Origin of the sequence: Weissella confusa (genome assembly GCA_041871065.1) — a bacterium.
Taxonomy (GTDB): domain Bacteria; phylum Bacillota; class Bacilli; order Lactobacillales; family Lactobacillaceae; genus Weissella; species Weissella confusa_A.
In genome coordinates this window covers 1,729,261-1,745,395 of the sequence record CP168942.1, presented here as the reverse complement: position 1 = coordinate 1,745,395, position 16,135 = coordinate 1,729,261, and the positions used below count along the sequence as shown (strand labels likewise).

Genomic DNA, 16,135 nt, shown 5'->3' with positions numbered 1-16,135 from the left:
TAAGACAATCTATTTGAACTAGAAAAAGTGACGACACCTCGTGTGGTCGTCACTTTTTTCTAATACATAGCACGTATGTGCGGAAAATTTTAAAGGGATATGAAGAATGAGTATTAAGCGATTAGCTTTAACAGGTTTGGTAGTGGGTGCCAGCTTGTTAACAGTAACTAATGTACACGCCGCAGGTAATGACTATACCGTTCAAGCGGTTGTGCCAGCAACACAAATTGATAAGACAAATGTGTCTTATTTTGATATGAAGTTGAATCCTGGTCAAACGGAATCATTGACGTTCAATTTGACTAACACGAGTAATAAGGCAATTACTGTTGATATTTCAAAGGGAACCGCTGGTACTACTAACGGCGGTACTGTTGATTATGCCGCAACGTCAGGATTTGACAAGACGCTTCCTGCTCGCCTAGGGGATGCGATTGAGACTCCAGATAAAGTATCGCTTAACCCTAAGGAAACCAAAGCCGTTAATGCCAAGATTACGATGCCAGATGCGACGACTTCAGGAATTTACGCTGGTGGTGTGAAGTTTACTGAAGAGGGTCAAGGTGGCGGTGGCAATGGTAAGGGAATGCAACTTGGTAACGTGTTTTCTTATGCCATTGCTGTACTAGCCCGTAATTCAACGGATGGTAACGATGTTGCAGATACCTTGACCCCAAATGGTGTGACTTTGAGTAGTGATAAGGGAATTTCTTCTATCAATACGAATGTCATCAATCCAAAGGCAGCGCTATTAAATCGTTTGGAGATTGTTGGTAGTGTGAAGGACTCAAGCGGTCAAACGTATATGAGTGAAACACAAAAGATGATGCAAATGGCACCAAATTCTAACTTTGACTTCTCTATGACGTCAAACGGTAAGGAAATTAAGGCTGGTAAGTACTTGGCTAAGTACACAGCCTTCTGGAGCCAAGACGCTAACGGGCAATACGCAGATGCCAAGGGTACGCGTTTCGATTACACGAAGACATGGGAATAAGAAGTCACGGTTACTGACAAGCAAGCTAAGAAGTTTAACGCAGCGGATAAGGCTATCCAAGCTAAGAACAGTATTCCTGTTTGGGTATGGATCATCGGCGGCATCTTGTTGTTGCTAATCTTGATTATCATCTTCTTGATCTGGTTCATCTTGTTCAAGCGTCGCAAGGACAAGGACGAAGAAGAACGTAAGGAAAACATGGCCAAGTTGAAGTAATCAACAGTCATGACACGGGGCTTCGGCCTCGATACATATATTTAAATGTGGTGTTAGGCCCACAATACTTATACTGATTTATTCGCTAGGGGAACATTGGTTATGTCACGAAACAATAATTTGAAACTAAAAATGGCGTCAATTACGTTGTTGAGTACATTGACGATGTCTACAGTTATGCAGGCATATCCGGTTGTATTGCAATGGAACTATGAACAGGGACAAGTGCACGCCGATAGTGTGTCTGATGACCAAGTATTGGCCGATTGGACAATGCAAGTTAATGGGCAAACTTTGCATTTGATTGATTCATCATTCATTGGGGCCTTGCTAAACAGTCCTGCTGGTGATGGTAAGACGTTGGCTCAATCAACAGGTAAGACTGCATCAACGTTGAAAATCAGTGACTTGTCAAAGTTGACGGCTATTGATCTTTCAACGTCAGCATTCTCAACAATTGGTGCAACGGTTACCGCTGATTATTCAAAGTATGGGCTCAGTGGTTTTTGGGCAACTCAAACGAACGGAAACGTGACGGAAACGCCAATGGCTAGTGCACTGTTTTATGCGCTAAGCAAGGCTAACAATGTCACATCGCTCGACTTGGCTGGTTTGTTCCAAACGCCAGGATTCGTTGGATGGAATGGACTTGGAACCTATTTGACGAGCGCTATCCAAAATGCGGGTAACTTTTCTGCAAGTAACGGCATTAACCAAGCCAGTGGTGACATGCACGCGGTGTTCCCTAAGCTAACGAGTTTGGATATTTCATATACTGGGTTTAAGGATGCCAACGATGCGCAAAACTGGAGCTGGTTTAATTCACAGACAAACGTGAAGGTTTACGTGGGTAGCTCAGGAACGTGGATTTCTGATTGGCTAAACGGTGGTGGAACCGGTGTTCGTCAAGCTGCCGAAAACAAAGCTAAGTCAGCTGCTATGAGCATGGCGGTTGAGGCAGTTACAAATGCTGGCCTAAGTTTGGCTGATTGGCAGAAGACTGATGCGGGTAACTTGAATACTGCGTTGTCTTCATATGCAGCAACAAACGCATCACTTTCAGCATTGATTTCATCAGTCGCCTTTGCTTCAAGTGTTTTGTCAGCATCTGTTTATACGGCTGCTGTGCCGGTTATCACGGCCAACGTGCAACAAGATACGGCTTTGCCACCTTCAACACAATTGCAAGCTGACAGCTTGGTTTCTGTTAAGGACACAATTGCCGCTGTTGCCGCTAACTCTGCTGCGGAAGCTGTTAAGGCTGCTGCCTCAGCTGCTGGTGTATCAGACACGTCAATGTTGTCATCACTTGCTTCAGCTGCCGCATCAGCTGCAACGTCAGCTGTTTGGGCTGCTTCAGGGACACCTTCTGTTGCCGTCTCACACGTTGTCGATGAAGAAACAGGTAGTTCAAGTGCCGTTTATAACATCGCGACGAACGCGTTGAATGATGTTGCGTCAGCTGCTATGAGCGCTGTTAATACAGTGGTCTCAAGTGTTGCTTCAGATAGTAGTGCGACGGTTAAAATCAGTTTGAAGTCAGACGTGTTCTCAGAAGCTTTGAGTAGCGCCTTTAGCGAGGTTAACTTGCCGACATCAAGTTCAGTTGCAGATGCCACGCCTTCGAATGGGGCGGTTTCAAATGGGTCAACATCAACAGCACCAAGTAGCTCTGCAAAGCCGGTTGGTGGATTGACCATCGGTGCAAGTAACGTCACAGCTGATCCAAAGACGGGATCAATTTCAGTTAAGCCATCATCTTCATCATCTGCCGCAAATGCAGTTGATACAAATTATGTGACGGCTAGTCAACAAGTGAAGTCATTTGATAGTTTGATGTCAGCCTTTACGGCAAACCCAGTTGTGGGTGGCGACACAGCAACTGGTGACGCTGTGAAGTATGCGTCAGCTGCAAAGTCAATTTTTAGTGCGGCCAATGATGCCTACAATACTGCCTATGCAGCGATAGGTAAGGTGTCTAATTCAGCATCACTTGCAGCTTTGCAGGACATGTTGAAGTCAGCCTATACAATTGACCAAAACGCTTCTACGGCTGCCTCTGCAGCAGCTGTTGCCGCTGACAGTGCCGTAACAAAGTCAACGGCGCGTTCAGCTTTGTCAGTGGCTTCAACGGCATTGTCATCAGCTGAAAGTTTGGCTGCACAGATGGCAGTTGATGCGGCTAGCTATGCTTCTGATGCCAAGAAGGCTGCGACTGGTTCTGACGCTGCAACAATTGCAGCCAAGGCAGCCAGTGCCGCTGCGGCCGCCGCATCAGCGTTGGCAACGATGTCAGATAACACGAAGACGATTCAAGATAAGTCGGCTGCAGCACAAGATATGACGCTGAGTTCAGCGGTTGCGAACTACAACAAGTTGGCCTCAAGTGCTGCTGCTGCCGCGAACGATTATGCAACGGGCGCTTCAAAGACGGCATCATCAATGAAGTCTTCAGAAGCAGCTGCTGCCTCTGAAGCATCTAAGCCGGCTAACAGCTCAAGCGCTGCTGCACCAAGTAACAGCACAAGTGCTAACACTAGTGCCTCAAGTCAAGCTGATACGGCCAACTCAACAGCCATTTCAGCTTACGCAAAGAGTGTTGCTGATGCATATTCAACGATGTCATCTGCACGTTCAGCATTGTATGCCACGACAGATTACACGAAGTTGTCTAGCTATGCGAGCGTAATTTCTTCAGCAACGAAGACAATTTCGTCAGTTAATGATTTGGCCACGTCAATTGCGTCAAACGGTGGTGCATCAACATCATCAATGTCAGCGCAATTGTCAAACATGGCCAGTGATTTGAGTGATGCCACAACGGCAACGTCAGACGCAAAGTCTTTGGCAAATCAAGATAGCCCACTTTACCAAATCTTGGGAACGTACTCAGTTGCTGCCTCTGCAGCTTTGGCATCAGCTAAGTCTTATGCCTCAGCCGGTAAGGCCGCAAGTGGTGCATCTTCAATCGCAAGCATCGCGGGTCAAGCATCCGCTGCAGCAGCCCGTTTGTCAGCTGCGGAATCAACAGCAGCCTCTTTGTTGGCCACGATTCCTGATAACTTGCGTGGTGCCGGTGTGAAGTCAGTGATGAGTCAAATTGATTCAGCGAACGACGGCGCTGGTTCATATGCCAAGGTAGTGAGCGATTTGGCCGACGCCCAATATGCAAGTTTGGGATCGGCAGCTGGTGATGGTGACACAACTTCAATTCAATATGGAATTTTGAAGACGTACTCATCAACAGTTTCAAGTGCGGCTTTGGCTGCGCAAAACGCTGACACTTTGACGAAGGCAACAAGTAACGGAAAGAGTGCCTCAAGTTATGCTGCCGCAGCTGCTTCAGCTGCGAGTGCGGCTGCGAGTGCCGCTTCAGCCATTGATTCAATGTTGCAATCAATCGGAGCAAACCCAGGATCAGCAGCTAAGCAAATCGGTGTTGATGGTGACAGTTACGCCAAGGCCGCTTCAAGTGCAGCGACCGATGCAAGTAGCCTAGCCGCTGCCAACTCAAGTTCAGCTGCTAATTGGACATCTGGTGGATTGGGCGCAATCGCCTCAAGTCTTGCAGTTGCTGACGGTGGTGGTCAATCAACGGTTTTGCCAACTTACAAGAAGGCGAAGGTTGATCAATTGTTGCCAAACGGTGTGACGGCCAAGACGACGTTGAAGTCGTGGGGATTGCCTGAGCCTTTCATCAAGGCCATTTTGAACCAATCAATGACATTCGATGGAAATGCTTTGTCATCTCACGTTCGTGATAACACTGACGGTAATGGTTCTGAATTTACCGTTGATAACATCACATTTGGTGACTTGATGTACATTTCAAAGTTGGACTTGTCTGACAAGAAGCACGATAACGGTATCTATGATTACTTCAAAAATACGCAATCATGGCAATTGTCAATTTATAGTGCCGATACTTGGAAGAATACGTCGAGCTTCAACTGGAACAACGGACAACAATTGTTTGCCTCATTTGATGCCATTATCATGTCAACGACGGGTCAAACGTCACTGGACATGTCTTCATGGAAGTCATCAAAGGATTCACCAGCAAGCAGGAACACGCAAGAAGATGCCAACTGGGCGTCTTCATTTGGATATTTGAATTTGGAAAAGTTGCCTAACCTTGCCGAATTGTCTGTGGCCTACGATGACTTGGGTAACCAACTCTTCGGTGGACAAGACTTCCAAATGTTCCACAATGATTCATTGACGACGCTGGATATTTCCGGAAACATTATGACCTCTTTGGGTGGTTCTTCTGGAAGTTCAAAGATCGTTACGGGTTATCCAAAGTTGGTTAACTTGAACATGTCAAACATGGCGGTTATGAACACATTCCCACCAGAATTGAATAATGCGAATAACGACTTTGCAAAGCGTATTCAGTCTTTGCAAATCGACAATGATAACTTCACAACGTTGCCATCATGGATTACGGTTGCTGCCCAAAACGGTTTGATCATTTTGACAGCCACTGGTAACCAATTGACACCAGCCGATTCTAAGTTGCTTCAGAAGCCATCTTCATTGGAGTACTTGGACTTGACTGGTCAAGATGGTGCCTCAAGTGGATTGCTGGATTCATTCTTCTTGGATAACTCTGGTACACAAGCTATCCAACAGTACAACAAGATTATGAATGACCCAGAAATGCAAATTTGGTTGGCCAACGACCCTAATGGTGCCTTGGCCCAACAAGTTGCTGCTTTGCGTAAGCAGATTCAGGATCGTGCTGGTTACCAAGCAACATTGAATGATTACACGGATTTGTTGGCGCGTGCCGAATTGGATCCATCACAACAATCTGTCACGGTTACCGTTACGGTTACGACATCAGTTGTTGTTAACGGACAATCATACACGGTTAAGTTGCCATATGATCCAGATCATCCTTACGATGCGAGTGATCCAGCGCAAGAAGCACAATTGCAAGCGTTGGCCTTGTCACAATTGCAATCACAGCACCCGGAATTGGCTGATTTGACGACTGATGATTTGAACATCGCCAGCGTTAAGACACCATTGACGACGAGTGACTTGGTTGACTATATCGAGAAGCACAAGGATGAGACATCAGTTTCAACCTATTACAATGCTGACGGTACGCCAACGGACGCGTTGAAGAAGTTGCAAACAGCTGCCGAAGAGAACCCGCACCAATTGGCCTCATATGGTCAATTGCCACCAGCTCCTAAGCCAAGTGAATACGCGGTTAAGGATGCGCAAGGTAATGTGACAGGAACCGTTCCGTCATACTACGACACGCAAGGTGCCTTGTTGGGAACGATTAAGCAAGCTGCGATTACGGATACAACAATCACGGTTGCTAAGATTCAACAAGTTCAAGATCAATTGGTTGCTGCCGGTGACACGGAAGGTGCCAAGAAGTTGCAAGAGCAAATTGTTAGTGTGCAAAAGGCAATTAACGATATTCCAGTTACGGCCGACGTGCAAACTGATTCTAACTTCTTCTATGTCCGTTCATTGACGAAGCAAATCCAAACGTCAACGGATACGGCAACGACGGTCGCTACTGAAAAGACCATCAATCAATTGAACGACGCGCAAACGGTTGACTTGATCAAGAAGGCCGTTGACAGTGGTAAGTTGTCAACTGACGCCGGAGATAAGTTGATTACCGCCGGAAGCACAAGTTTGATTGACTTGGCTAAGAGTCAAATCCAAACTGCCGTTGATGGTGGTTCAATCACTGACGAAATGGGTCACAAGTTGACCGATGGTGCTACGTCTGTGCAAGACATCCGAAACAACATTAACGAACAGATGAATACTAAGGATTCATCTGGTAAGGAATGTTGGATAACACTACTGGTAATAACTTGCTTGATTCTATTGATGCAGCGGTTAACCAAGGACAAGGTAACTTTACGACAAACGTAGCGGATGCTGTTGCCGGCGCCGTTGCGCAATCGGTTGCTAGTTCAGTTGCCTCACAAGCTGGTTTGAGTTCAGAAGCCCAAGCCTCATTGGCTGATCAATTGAAGTCAGCCGCGGTTACGGATACTGATGAAGTTGCCAAGGCTTTGACGACTGATACATCTAACGGTGGTGTCGGTGGTGGTTTGCTGAACGCCGATGGAACGGTTGATAAGGATTCTGCTGAGAAGATTAAGCAGGCCGTTTCAGAAGCGCAATCAGCCATTGCGCCACCAACGCCTGCTGCATCAAGCGATAAGCCGGATGATACGCAAACGGTTGCCCCAGCGACTGGTGATTTCTCAATTGCTGGTGTTGTTGCGCCGAATGTGCCATTCAACACGTACACGTCATCAAAGATGTTTGATACGTTGATTCCAACGCAATCTGTTGCGACGGCGGCAACGACAAACATGGCTGTTAACGTGATGGATACGCGAAACTATCGTGGTAACTTGAATGTGACAGCAACGTTGTCAGCACCATTCGCTTTGACTGGTGATAACAACGCGGTGTTGACCGGTGCTGAAGTGGTCATGAGCAAGAGTGCTTTGGCAACTTCAGATACTGACAGTACCGTCTTTAGCTCAGGAACATCAACTGCCATGGGTGGTTTGAAGCAAGCTAATGGCGCAGTTGTTAAGCAGGGTCAAGCAACGACTGTGGCAACTGGTCAAGTTGATGACGGTACAACGCTATCAAAGATTAACTTCAACAATGTTTACTTGCGTATTCCAACGCCAACTAAGGGTGGCTTCCCAGCAACGGGTAAGTACGCTGCTACAATGACGTGGACGGTTAACGCCGCGCAAGATAACGGTATGGGTGATACTGAGTAAAGGAGGCCCAACGTCATGAAATACAAGTTAATAACAACTGGTTTGATTGCGGGGGTGTTCCTGCTATTTAGTGGTCACGCAATGGCTGACGACAATGCCAGTGCTACTAAAAATGGTAGTGCGCAAATGAATGCTGAAATCATGCAGGGTGGTTTGCAATTGCAAGACATCAACACATCGATGAACTTCACAACTATGTCAGCTAGTACGTTGTTGACGCCCCAAGTTTCAGCAACGATTGGTGCTGATGGTAAGGCGCAAACGGTTGATTCCAATTCTTATGTGGTTGGTGGTACGCCATTAACGGGTAAGGTATTGAATTATTCGGCCTCGCCAGATTGGGAGCTACAAGCAACGTTCACTGGTTTCCGTTTGGCGAAGCAAGATATCAATACGTCGACGTTTAGTTACGATCCGAATGGCGTTTTGCTACCAGCTGATTTGAGTTTGTTTGGTAAGAAGCTATTGGCTGATACACCAACAACCATTTTGGAAGGTGGCGAGTCATTCACCAAAAGTGCCGGTAGCACACCGGTTGTCGCATCTGGCTTTGGTACGACTAGTTTGGACGACTTTGGTGCAATTCCGCAATTAACGGTTTACAAGAGTTTGCCAGCGGTCGGAACCTTTATGGGTCAAATAGACTTCACGTTGACGCAAACGCCGAATGTACAATAGGTGACGGATTATGACGAAATTGAAAAGTCTCCTGGTGATGGTGCTTACGGTGATTGGCGTTGGGCTGTTTATGCCTAACGCACATGCCCAAAGTTCGATGGACTTTGTGGTGTCACCACAGTTGCCAGACACACAGGTAGATAAAAAAGCTGGTTTCTTTAATTTTCAATTGGATGCCGGCAAGAAAGTAACCTTGCACACGACGATTTCGAATACCTCTGGTAAAGATATCCAGCTGAAGGTTTCTGCTGGAACAGCTGGAACATCAGCTGCTGGTGCGGTAGATAATACGATGACTGGTGATGCAGTTAAGGATGTTCCTTATCGCATGGGTGATCTGTTGAAGTTGTCAAAGACGACAGTGACAGTGCCTGCTGGTAAGAGTATCGATTATACGGCTGACTTTACAATGCCAGATACGCGCATTGTGGGGCTACTAGTTGGTGGCTTGCGCTTTGAACAAGTCGATGACGCGAACACCGCCAACCAAGGTGGCACAGCGTTGCAGACGGATCTAGCGTACGTCCTATCAGTGATGGCGCGCCAATACCCAACATTGCCAACGCCAAAGGTATCGTTCGGTGGTGCTAAGGCCACGCAAGTTGATGGTCAAAATGCTGTTCGCTTGCGTTTGGAAAATAAGACGGGGACGTTTGTTAACCGCTTGGAAGCTAAGGCAGTGGTGACGGATACTGCTGGTCGTAAGGTGACGAGCTTTACACAATCAATGATGCAAATGGCGCCAACGTCAACGATGGATTGGCCGGTGCTGTTAAACGGTAAGACATTGAAGAGTGGTGAATACCACGTTGCTGTCACGACTTACTATTCACAATCTAAGGATGGTAAGTATAAAGACGCAGCGGGGACGCGTTTTAACTACAAAGACACGTTTAACTCATCATTTAAGCTAACTGTTGCCCAAGCTAAGTAATTGAATAACACAGATATGATTCAACAAGCACACCATGCATTGCCTTGGTGGCTATGGTTAATCATTGTGTTGTTGTTGATTATTGTTGTCTTGATTGTATTCATCGTGCTTTACTTCTATAAAGCTAAGCATCCTGAAGCGAAGATTTTCAACTTGGACTTGAAAAAGTTCAAACGAAATTAGCGTTAATTAAGAGATAGATAAGAAAGCCGTGGGTTGTGCCACGGCTTTTTCTGTTACAATGAATATATTAGAAACGTTTGTAAAGATGAGGATCTCGATTATGAGTGAAACAAAAGTAAATTTGGTCGCTTCGACCTTAACTAACAGTTTGGGCACAACTGTTATGGGTCACGCAGCACCGGCAGCAATTATCACGGTCACGTATCCAAACGGTAAGGAAGATACATTGGTGTCAGATCCAAACGGTGAGTTCATGGCTAAGGCGCCAGCTGGTTTGGTTGAAGGTGAGATTATCGTGACTGGTAAGATGCCTGGCGACGCATCATCAGAAGAAAAGGTTACGTTGACAATTGAATTGCCAGCGCCAGTGGTTACGGCTGTTATTTCAACGCAAGGTGATAAGCGTTTGCTTGAAGGACGTGTCAACCAAGCGGATGTTGATGTAACGGTCAAGTTGCACGGAGCAGAAGAAATCTTCTTGCTCGTTGATAAGAGCCTTGAATTCGAACTCGAATTGCCAACTGATACAGTGCCATCACAAGTTGAAGTTCGTGCTAAGAGCCGTCTTTCTGGTAAGGACGGTCAAGCAATTGTCACAATGGGTGTCACGACGAAGACGTTGGCGATGCCTGCTTTGACAGATGACATGATTGCGGAGTACGTTGCGCAAGAAAAGGCGGCTAAGGAAGCTAACGAAGCAGCTGCAGCGGCAATTGAAGCTGGTGACCAACCAAAGCCATTTGAACCAGCAGCCGAAACGACACCTGTTGATATTCCTGAAACGGAACCGACAGCAGAAGACGATTCACGCGTCACGCGCCAACACGAAAAGTCATCAGGACTATTTGGGTTCTTCTCAAAGTTGTTTGGTGGCAAGTAATAGGTATACAAAAAGACCGGTATCTCGTAAAAGATACCGGTCTTTTTAACGCTGACGGTTTATACCCCCTCAGGGATTCGAACCCTGGACCCGCGGATTAAAAGTCCGTTGCTCTAACCAGCTGAGCTAAGGAGGCGTCAACTACTATATTATGCACTAGGAAGGGCGGAATAGGCAAGGCATTTTGTGATAGAATATTTACAGGATTAAGGAATAGAAGAGGTTTTTCACATGGCTAAGTACAAGCGTGCCATTATTTCGGGTATCGTTCTAATTATTGGAATCGTGGCGATTTTCGCCCTAGTTAGTGACAGTTCACATAAGACTGATTCAAAGCAATCATCAGCGAAGTCTTCAGTAACGAGTCACAAAGATAAGAAGTCAGTTTCATCAAAGTCATCTGCTAAGTCATCTAGTGAGCCGTTTGTTTTTGACGTCACTAAGGTGCTAAAGGATAACAAGTTGGCACCGTCTGTTTTGTCAGCCGATGTAAATAACGGCACGGCGAAGATTGTGTTGCAAGATGACACGAAGCAGGATTTTGAAACATACACGAACGACTATGCATCTGCGGTTGTAACGGTGGTACAAGCCGCTGCGAAGGCGAAGGATGTGCAAAACGTGTACATCGCCCGTCAAGTAAAGTTGCAAGACGGCTTGGAGTACGCGGTTGCTAGTTACTGGACTGGGGATCAAATCAAGAACGCAGCAGCACTTGGGGATGCCAAGCAAGCGAACATGAAGGATGTGTTGTTGGCATCAAGTCGCTACTACATTGGTGGATCTGTTTGGGCAACGTTCTCACAACAACAAAAGAACGATTACACGAATCACCAACAAGGTGGACAACAACAAGACGAAAACCAAGACTTTACCAATTGGGTAACGGCTGGAACAGTTAAGAAGTAAACGAAAACGGGCAAGCACCAAAATGCTTGCCCGTTATTTTTTTTGCTAGAACAACATGCTAAAGATTGAGATGTACATCAAGGTTGCACCACCCAAAACAAACAAGTGCCAGTAAACGTGGCTCATTGGGAGTTTTGGAATGAGGTAAACACCAGCGCCCAGTGTGTAGGTGATACCACCAGCCAACAGTAAGTTGAAGGCGAATGGTGTCAATGAAGCGTGTAAGGCTGGGAAGGCCAAGATGATTAGCCACCCCATAATGACGTAGATCAAAACTGACAACCATGGCCAGCGTCCAACGAAGAATAAGTCGTAAATGATACCGGCGATTGTTAAGACGAGGATGGTAATCCAAATTGGCCAGCCAACCTTGCCTGGAAGGAATAGCCACGTGTATGGTGTGTAGCTTCCAAGGATGACAAGATAGATGCCTGAGTGATCAAGAAATTGAAAAATCTTACCGGCCTTGGTGAATACCAATGCGTGGAAAAGCGTTGATGCTAACAAGAAGGTGATAATTGAAATGGCGTAAATCCAAAGGGCAGCCATGGTGAACCAACTGAAGTTAGCTTGCATACTCTCCCAAAGTAGTAGTGTTGCGCCAACGACGGCTGCTAGAACGCCCAAACCGTGGGTCACGGCGTTCAATGTTTCATATGTAATTAAGTATTTGCGGTTTTCTTTTGTTAGGATTGGCATAAGTAAATCCTCTTGATTTCTAATTGATAAGTATAGTATAACCCTAACATCTAGTGTTGTAAACTAGATGAGCTGGATATGCCGGTTTAGGTAGTGTCACGACTGGATTTCTTGTATACTGGATAGCGTTGATAAAGGGGAGTGGAAGCTATGATGACAGTTTTGAAAGGCATGATGATTGGGTTTGCGTTTATCGCACCAATCGGTATGCAAAATTTATATGTGTTTAACAATGCCATGAATAATCGCCTCCGTCGGGCTTTTCTATATGTGTTGTTTGTTTGGTTAGCCGATGCAGCCTTTTCGATGGCGGCATTCTTTGGGATGGGCGCACTAATCAGCTCACATGAAATGTTGAAGCTAATTGTCATGCTCCTCGGTGGCTTGCTGGTAGTTTGGATTGGGTATGGTATTCTACGTGGGGCCAACTCAGTGCAATTGAACACGCAGCAAAATGCCATGACGATGAAGAAGGCGATGATAACAGCGGTGATTGTGTCATGGGCCAATCCACAAGCGCTAATCGATGGATCGCTGATGCTTGGTGCATTGCGTGGAACGCTGGCCGACAATCAAGTTTGGCCATTCATCATTGGGGTTATTACCGCCAGCTTTATTTGGTTCAATGGTATTACAATCACCATGAATTTGCTGAAAGAACGCTTGCCTAAGCGTGCACTGGTTTGGGTGAATATTGTGTCTGCCTTCATTGTTATCGGGTACGGTCTGTACCTATTATATGAAGCAGTGGTAATGTTATTCTTCCATTAGTCTTTCACCTTGATTTTCAAAGCAAATAACCGTACAATTACGTTTATAGCAATGCACTAAAAAGTAAGTCAATGAGGATTGTGCAGCGAGTGCGCGGTTGGTGAAAAGCGCATCAAAATTCTTGACTGAAGGTAGTTAGTGGGCCTTGCCGGTGAAATCATAGTAGTCGGTAACGTGAGAAACGCGTTAAGTTCTAACGAGATGGCGGGAGAAGTCCCGTTAAATCAGGTGGTACCGCGATTAAGTCGCCCTGATCATACAGTTATTGTATGGTCAGGGCGTTTTTTATTTGCTAGCCACATCGTTACACAGATAGAGATTATGTTATAAGGAGAATTTCACATGCGCGAAATTGATATGCCTGGAAAGTATGACGCGTCAGCTGTTGAATCTGGCCGTTACGACAAGTGGGTACAAGAAAACCGCTTTAAGCCATCAGGAAACGATAAGGCTCGTCCTTACTCAATCGTTATTCCACCACCAAACGTTACGGGTAAGTTGCACTTGGGTCACGCTTGGGACACGACGTTGCAAGATATGATTATCCGTCAAAAGCGTATGCAAGGATTCGACACATTGTGGTTGCCAGGAATGGACCACGCCGGAATCGCTACGCAAGCTAAGGTTGAACAACGTTTGGCTGAGCAAGGTATTTCACGTTACGACTTGGGTCGCGAAAAGTTCGTTGACCAAGTTTGGGACTGGAAGAACGAATACGCTGCTACCATCAAGTCACAATGGGGCAAGATGGGACTTTCTTTGGACTACTCACGTGAGCGTTTCACGTTGGACGAAGGATTGTCAGAAGCTGTTCGCAAGGTCTTTGTAACGTTGTACGAAAAGGGATTGATCTACCGTGGTGAGTACATCATCAACTGGGATCCTAAGGCTCGTACGGCTTTGTCAGATATCGAAGTTATCCACCAAGACGACGAAGGTGCTTTCTATCACGTTAAGTACCCATTCGTTGAAGAGGGTGTGACTTACGACGGTAAGGACTACATTGAAATTGCAACGACGCGTCCTGAAACGATGTTCGGTGACGTTGCGGTTGCCGTTCACCCATCAGACGAACGCTACAAGGACTTGGTTGGTAAGATGGTTCGCGTACCACTTGTTGGTCGCGAGATTCCTATCATCGCCGACGAATACGTTGACCCAGAGTTTGGTTCAGGAATGGTTAAGATTACGCCAGCCCACGACCCTAACGACTTTGGTGTTGGTAACCGTCACAACTTGGAGCGAATCAACACGATGAACGAAGATGCTTCAATGAACGAACGTGCCGGCAAGTATGTTGGTATGGATCGCTTTGATGCACGTAAGGCCATTGTTGATGACTTGCAATCTGAAGGTTGGATGCTTGAGATTGAGCCAATTGTTCACTCAGTTGGTCACTCAGAGCGTACTGGTGTGCCAGTTGAGTCACGTTTGTCAACGCAATGGTTCGTTAAGATGAAGCCATTGGCTGAGCAAGCTTTGGACATGCAAAAGTCAGACGACCGTGTTGACTTCTACCCACCACGTTTTGAAGATACCTTCACGCGTTGGATGGACAACATCCACGACTGGGTTATCTCACGTCAACTATGGTGGGGACACCAAATCCCAGCTTGGTACCACAAGCAAACGGGCGAGATGTACGTTGGTATGGAAGCGCCTGAAGATATCGAAAACTGGGAGCAAGACTCTGACGTTTTGGATACGTGGTTCTCATCAGCTTTGTGGCCATTCTCAACGATGGGTTGGCCTGATGAAGATGCTGAAGACTTCAAGCGTTACTTCCCAACGAACACGTTGGTTACGGGATACGACATCATCTTCTTCTGGGTTGCGCGTATGATGTTCCAATCAAAGGAATTCACGGGTCGTCGTCCATTTAAGAACGTTTTGATTCACGGTTTGATTCGTGACGAACAAGGACGCAAGATGTCAAAGTCATTGGGTAACGGAATTGACCCAATGGACGTCATCGAAAAGTACGGTGCTGACGCATTGCGCTGGTTCTTGGCAACTGGTTCAACACCAGGTTTGGACGTTCGTTTCTCATACACGAAGATGGACTCAGCTTGGAACTTCATCAACAAAATCTGGAACGCCTCACGTTACGTTATCATGAACTTGGATGACGAGACGAAGGCAGAATTGCCTGCTGACTTGTCAGTTTTGACGTTGGCCGACAAGTGGATTTTGTCACGTTTGAACGAGACGATTGCTTCAGTAACGAAGAACTTTGATAAGTTTGAGTTCGGTGAGGCTGGTCGTTCATTGTACAACTTCATCTGGAACGACTTCGCTGACTGGTACATCGAAATGACCAAGGAAACGTTGAACGGAAACGATGAAGCTGCCAAGAAGAACGTGCAAGCTGTTTTGGCTTACGTTTTGGACAACACGTTGCGTTTGCTACACCCAATCATGCCATTCGTAACGGAAGCTATCTGGCAAGAGATGCCACATGACGGTGAGTCAATCGTGGTTGCTGCTTACCCAGAAGTGAAGGCTGAGTTGGATAACCCAACGGCCGAAGCTGATTTCCAAAGCTTGACTGACTTGATCAAGGCTGTTCGTACAATTCGTACGGAAGCAAATGCACCAATGTCAACTGAAATCGACGTTTTGATTAAGACGTCAGATGAGAACTTGGCCCGCATCTTTGACGAAAACTCAGACTACATCAACCGCTTCGTAAAGCCAAAGTCACTTGAAATTTCTGCTGATGTGGCCGCACCAAAGTTGGCCATGACACAAATTATTTCAGGTGCTGAAGTTTACGTGCCTTTGGAAGAGTTGATTGACTTGGACGAAGAAATCGCCCGCTTGCAAGGTGACTTGAAGAAGTTTGCTGGTGAAGTTAAGCGTGCTGAAGGTAAGTTGGGTAACGAGAAGTTCGTGAACAACGCCCCTGAAGCCGTGGTTGCTGAAGAACGCGAGAAGTTGGCTGACTGGCAAGCAAAGTTGGCAGCAACGGAATCACGTTTGGAAGAGTTGAAGTCAGCTAAGTAATAGTTGCTTTGAAATAAGTTTGTTACGTCGAAAGGCTTGCAGGATGCGAGTTTTTGGAGTAATATCTTATATAT

General features: G+C 46.2%; 11 protein-coding genes, 1 tRNA gene and 1 other annotated feature. Of the genes, 10 read left to right on the top strand and 2 right to left on the bottom strand.

Features of this window, described 5'->3' with window-relative positions; translation table 11 throughout:
• Nucleotides 1–106: 106 nt before the first annotated feature.
• The 7 genes from ACAW68_08555 to ACAW68_08525 all read left to right on the top strand — a co-directional run bounded on the left by ACAW68_08555 (nt 107) and on the right by ACAW68_08525 (nt 10,676).
• A complete protein-coding gene (locus ACAW68_08555; protein XGA15508.1) occupies nt 107–997 on the top strand; it encodes a WxL protein peptidoglycan domain-containing protein in 891 nt (296 codons plus the stop codon).
• A 318-nt stretch (nt 998–1,315) separates the two neighbouring features.
• Nucleotides 1,316–7,126, top strand: a complete 5,811-nt coding sequence (locus ACAW68_08550; protein ID XGA15507.1) for a hypothetical protein — start codon at nt 1,316–1,318, stop codon at nt 7,124–7,126.
• Nucleotides 7,039–8,001 (top strand): hypothetical protein, encoded by a 963-nt coding sequence (locus tag ACAW68_08545; protein ID XGA15506.1) that lies wholly within the window; start codon nt 7,039–7,041, stop codon nt 7,999–8,001. The genes ACAW68_08550 and ACAW68_08545 overlap by 88 nt, the downstream gene beginning before the upstream one ends.
• 15 nt (nt 8,002–8,016) lie before the next feature.
• On the top strand, nt 8,017–8,679 hold the full coding sequence (locus tag ACAW68_08540; protein ID XGA15505.1) for a hypothetical protein: 663 nt from the start codon (nt 8,017–8,019) through the stop codon (nt 8,677–8,679).
• Between the two features lie 10 nt (nt 8,680–8,689).
• Complete coding sequence (locus tag ACAW68_08535) at nt 8,690–9,613, top strand: WxL protein peptidoglycan domain-containing protein (protein XGA15504.1); 924 nt, start codon at nt 8,690–8,692, stop codon at nt 9,611–9,613.
• A 15-nt stretch (nt 9,614–9,628) separates the two neighbouring features.
• A complete protein-coding gene (locus tag ACAW68_08530; protein XGA15503.1) occupies nt 9,629–9,796 on the top strand; it encodes a hypothetical protein in 168 nt (55 codons plus the stop codon).
• Nucleotides 9,797–9,896: 100 nt separating this feature from the next.
• Nucleotides 9,897–10,676, top strand: a complete 780-nt coding sequence (locus tag ACAW68_08525; protein XGA15502.1) for a hypothetical protein — start codon at nt 9,897–9,899, stop codon at nt 10,674–10,676.
• 62 nt (nt 10,677–10,738) lie between these two features.
• Here the strand turns inward: ACAW68_08525 and ACAW68_08520 are convergent.
• Nucleotides 10,739–10,812: transfer RNA gene (locus ACAW68_08520), tRNA-Lys, on the bottom strand.
• 95 nt (nt 10,813–10,907) lie between these two features.
• Between ACAW68_08520 and ACAW68_08515 the strand changes: the two genes are divergently transcribed.
• Nucleotides 10,908–11,585, top strand: a complete 678-nt coding sequence (locus ACAW68_08515) for a hypothetical protein (protein ID XGA15501.1) — start codon at nt 10,908–10,910, stop codon at nt 11,583–11,585.
• A 45-nt stretch (nt 11,586–11,630) separates the two neighbouring features.
• On the opposite strand, the gene ACAW68_08510 is transcribed toward ACAW68_08515, so the two are convergent.
• Nucleotides 11,631–12,284: a hemolysin III family protein gene (locus ACAW68_08510; GenBank protein ID XGA15500.1), complete on the bottom strand. Its 654-nt coding sequence runs from the start codon at nt 12,282–12,284 to the stop codon at nt 11,631–11,633.
• 150 nt (nt 12,285–12,434) lie between these two features.
• Here ACAW68_08510 and ACAW68_08505 point away from each other — a divergent pair, with 150 nt between their 5' ends.
• Both ACAW68_08505 and ACAW68_08500 read left to right on the top strand, forming a co-directional pair.
• Nucleotides 12,435–13,055, top strand: coding sequence for a LysE/ArgO family amino acid transporter (locus tag ACAW68_08505; GenBank protein ID XGA15499.1), 621 nt, complete (start codon nt 12,435–12,437; stop codon nt 13,053–13,055).
• Between the two features lie 42 nt (nt 13,056–13,097).
• Nucleotides 13,098–13,311: a binding site (T-box leader), on the top strand.
• Nucleotides 13,312–13,397: 86 nt separating this feature from the next.
• A complete protein-coding gene (locus ACAW68_08500) occupies nt 13,398–16,061 on the top strand; it encodes a valine--tRNA ligase (GenBank protein XGA15498.1) in 2,664 nt (887 codons plus the stop codon).
• Nucleotides 16,062–16,135 lie beyond the last annotated feature (74 nt).

Coding starts and splice junctions, on each gene's coding strand:
- ACAW68_08555 (XGA15508.1), top strand. CDS start 107: ATGAGTATTAAGCGATTAGCTTTAACAGGTTTGGTAGTGGGTGCCAGC.
- ACAW68_08550 (XGA15507.1), top strand. CDS start 1,316: ATGTCACGAAACAATAATTTGAAACTAAAAATGGCGTCAATTACGTTG.
- ACAW68_08545 (XGA15506.1), top strand. CDS start 7,039: ATGTTGGATAACACTACTGGTAATAACTTGCTTGATTCTATTGATGCA.
- ACAW68_08540 (XGA15505.1), top strand. CDS start 8,017: ATGAAATACAAGTTAATAACAACTGGTTTGATTGCGGGGGTGTTCCTG.
- ACAW68_08535 (XGA15504.1), top strand. CDS start 8,690: ATGACGAAATTGAAAAGTCTCCTGGTGATGGTGCTTACGGTGATTGGC.
- ACAW68_08530 (XGA15503.1), top strand. CDS start 9,629: ATGATTCAACAAGCACACCATGCATTGCCTTGGTGGCTATGGTTAATC.
- ACAW68_08525 (XGA15502.1), top strand. CDS start 9,897: ATGAGTGAAACAAAAGTAAATTTGGTCGCTTCGACCTTAACTAACAGT.
- ACAW68_08515 (XGA15501.1), top strand. CDS start 10,908: ATGGCTAAGTACAAGCGTGCCATTATTTCGGGTATCGTTCTAATTATT.
- ACAW68_08510 (XGA15500.1), bottom strand. CDS start 12,284: ATGCCAATCCTAACAAAAGAAAACCGCAAATACTTAATTACATATGAA.
- ACAW68_08505 (XGA15499.1), top strand. CDS start 12,435: ATGATGACAGTTTTGAAAGGCATGATGATTGGGTTTGCGTTTATCGCA.
- ACAW68_08500 (XGA15498.1), top strand. CDS start 13,398: ATGCGCGAAATTGATATGCCTGGAAAGTATGACGCGTCAGCTGTTGAA.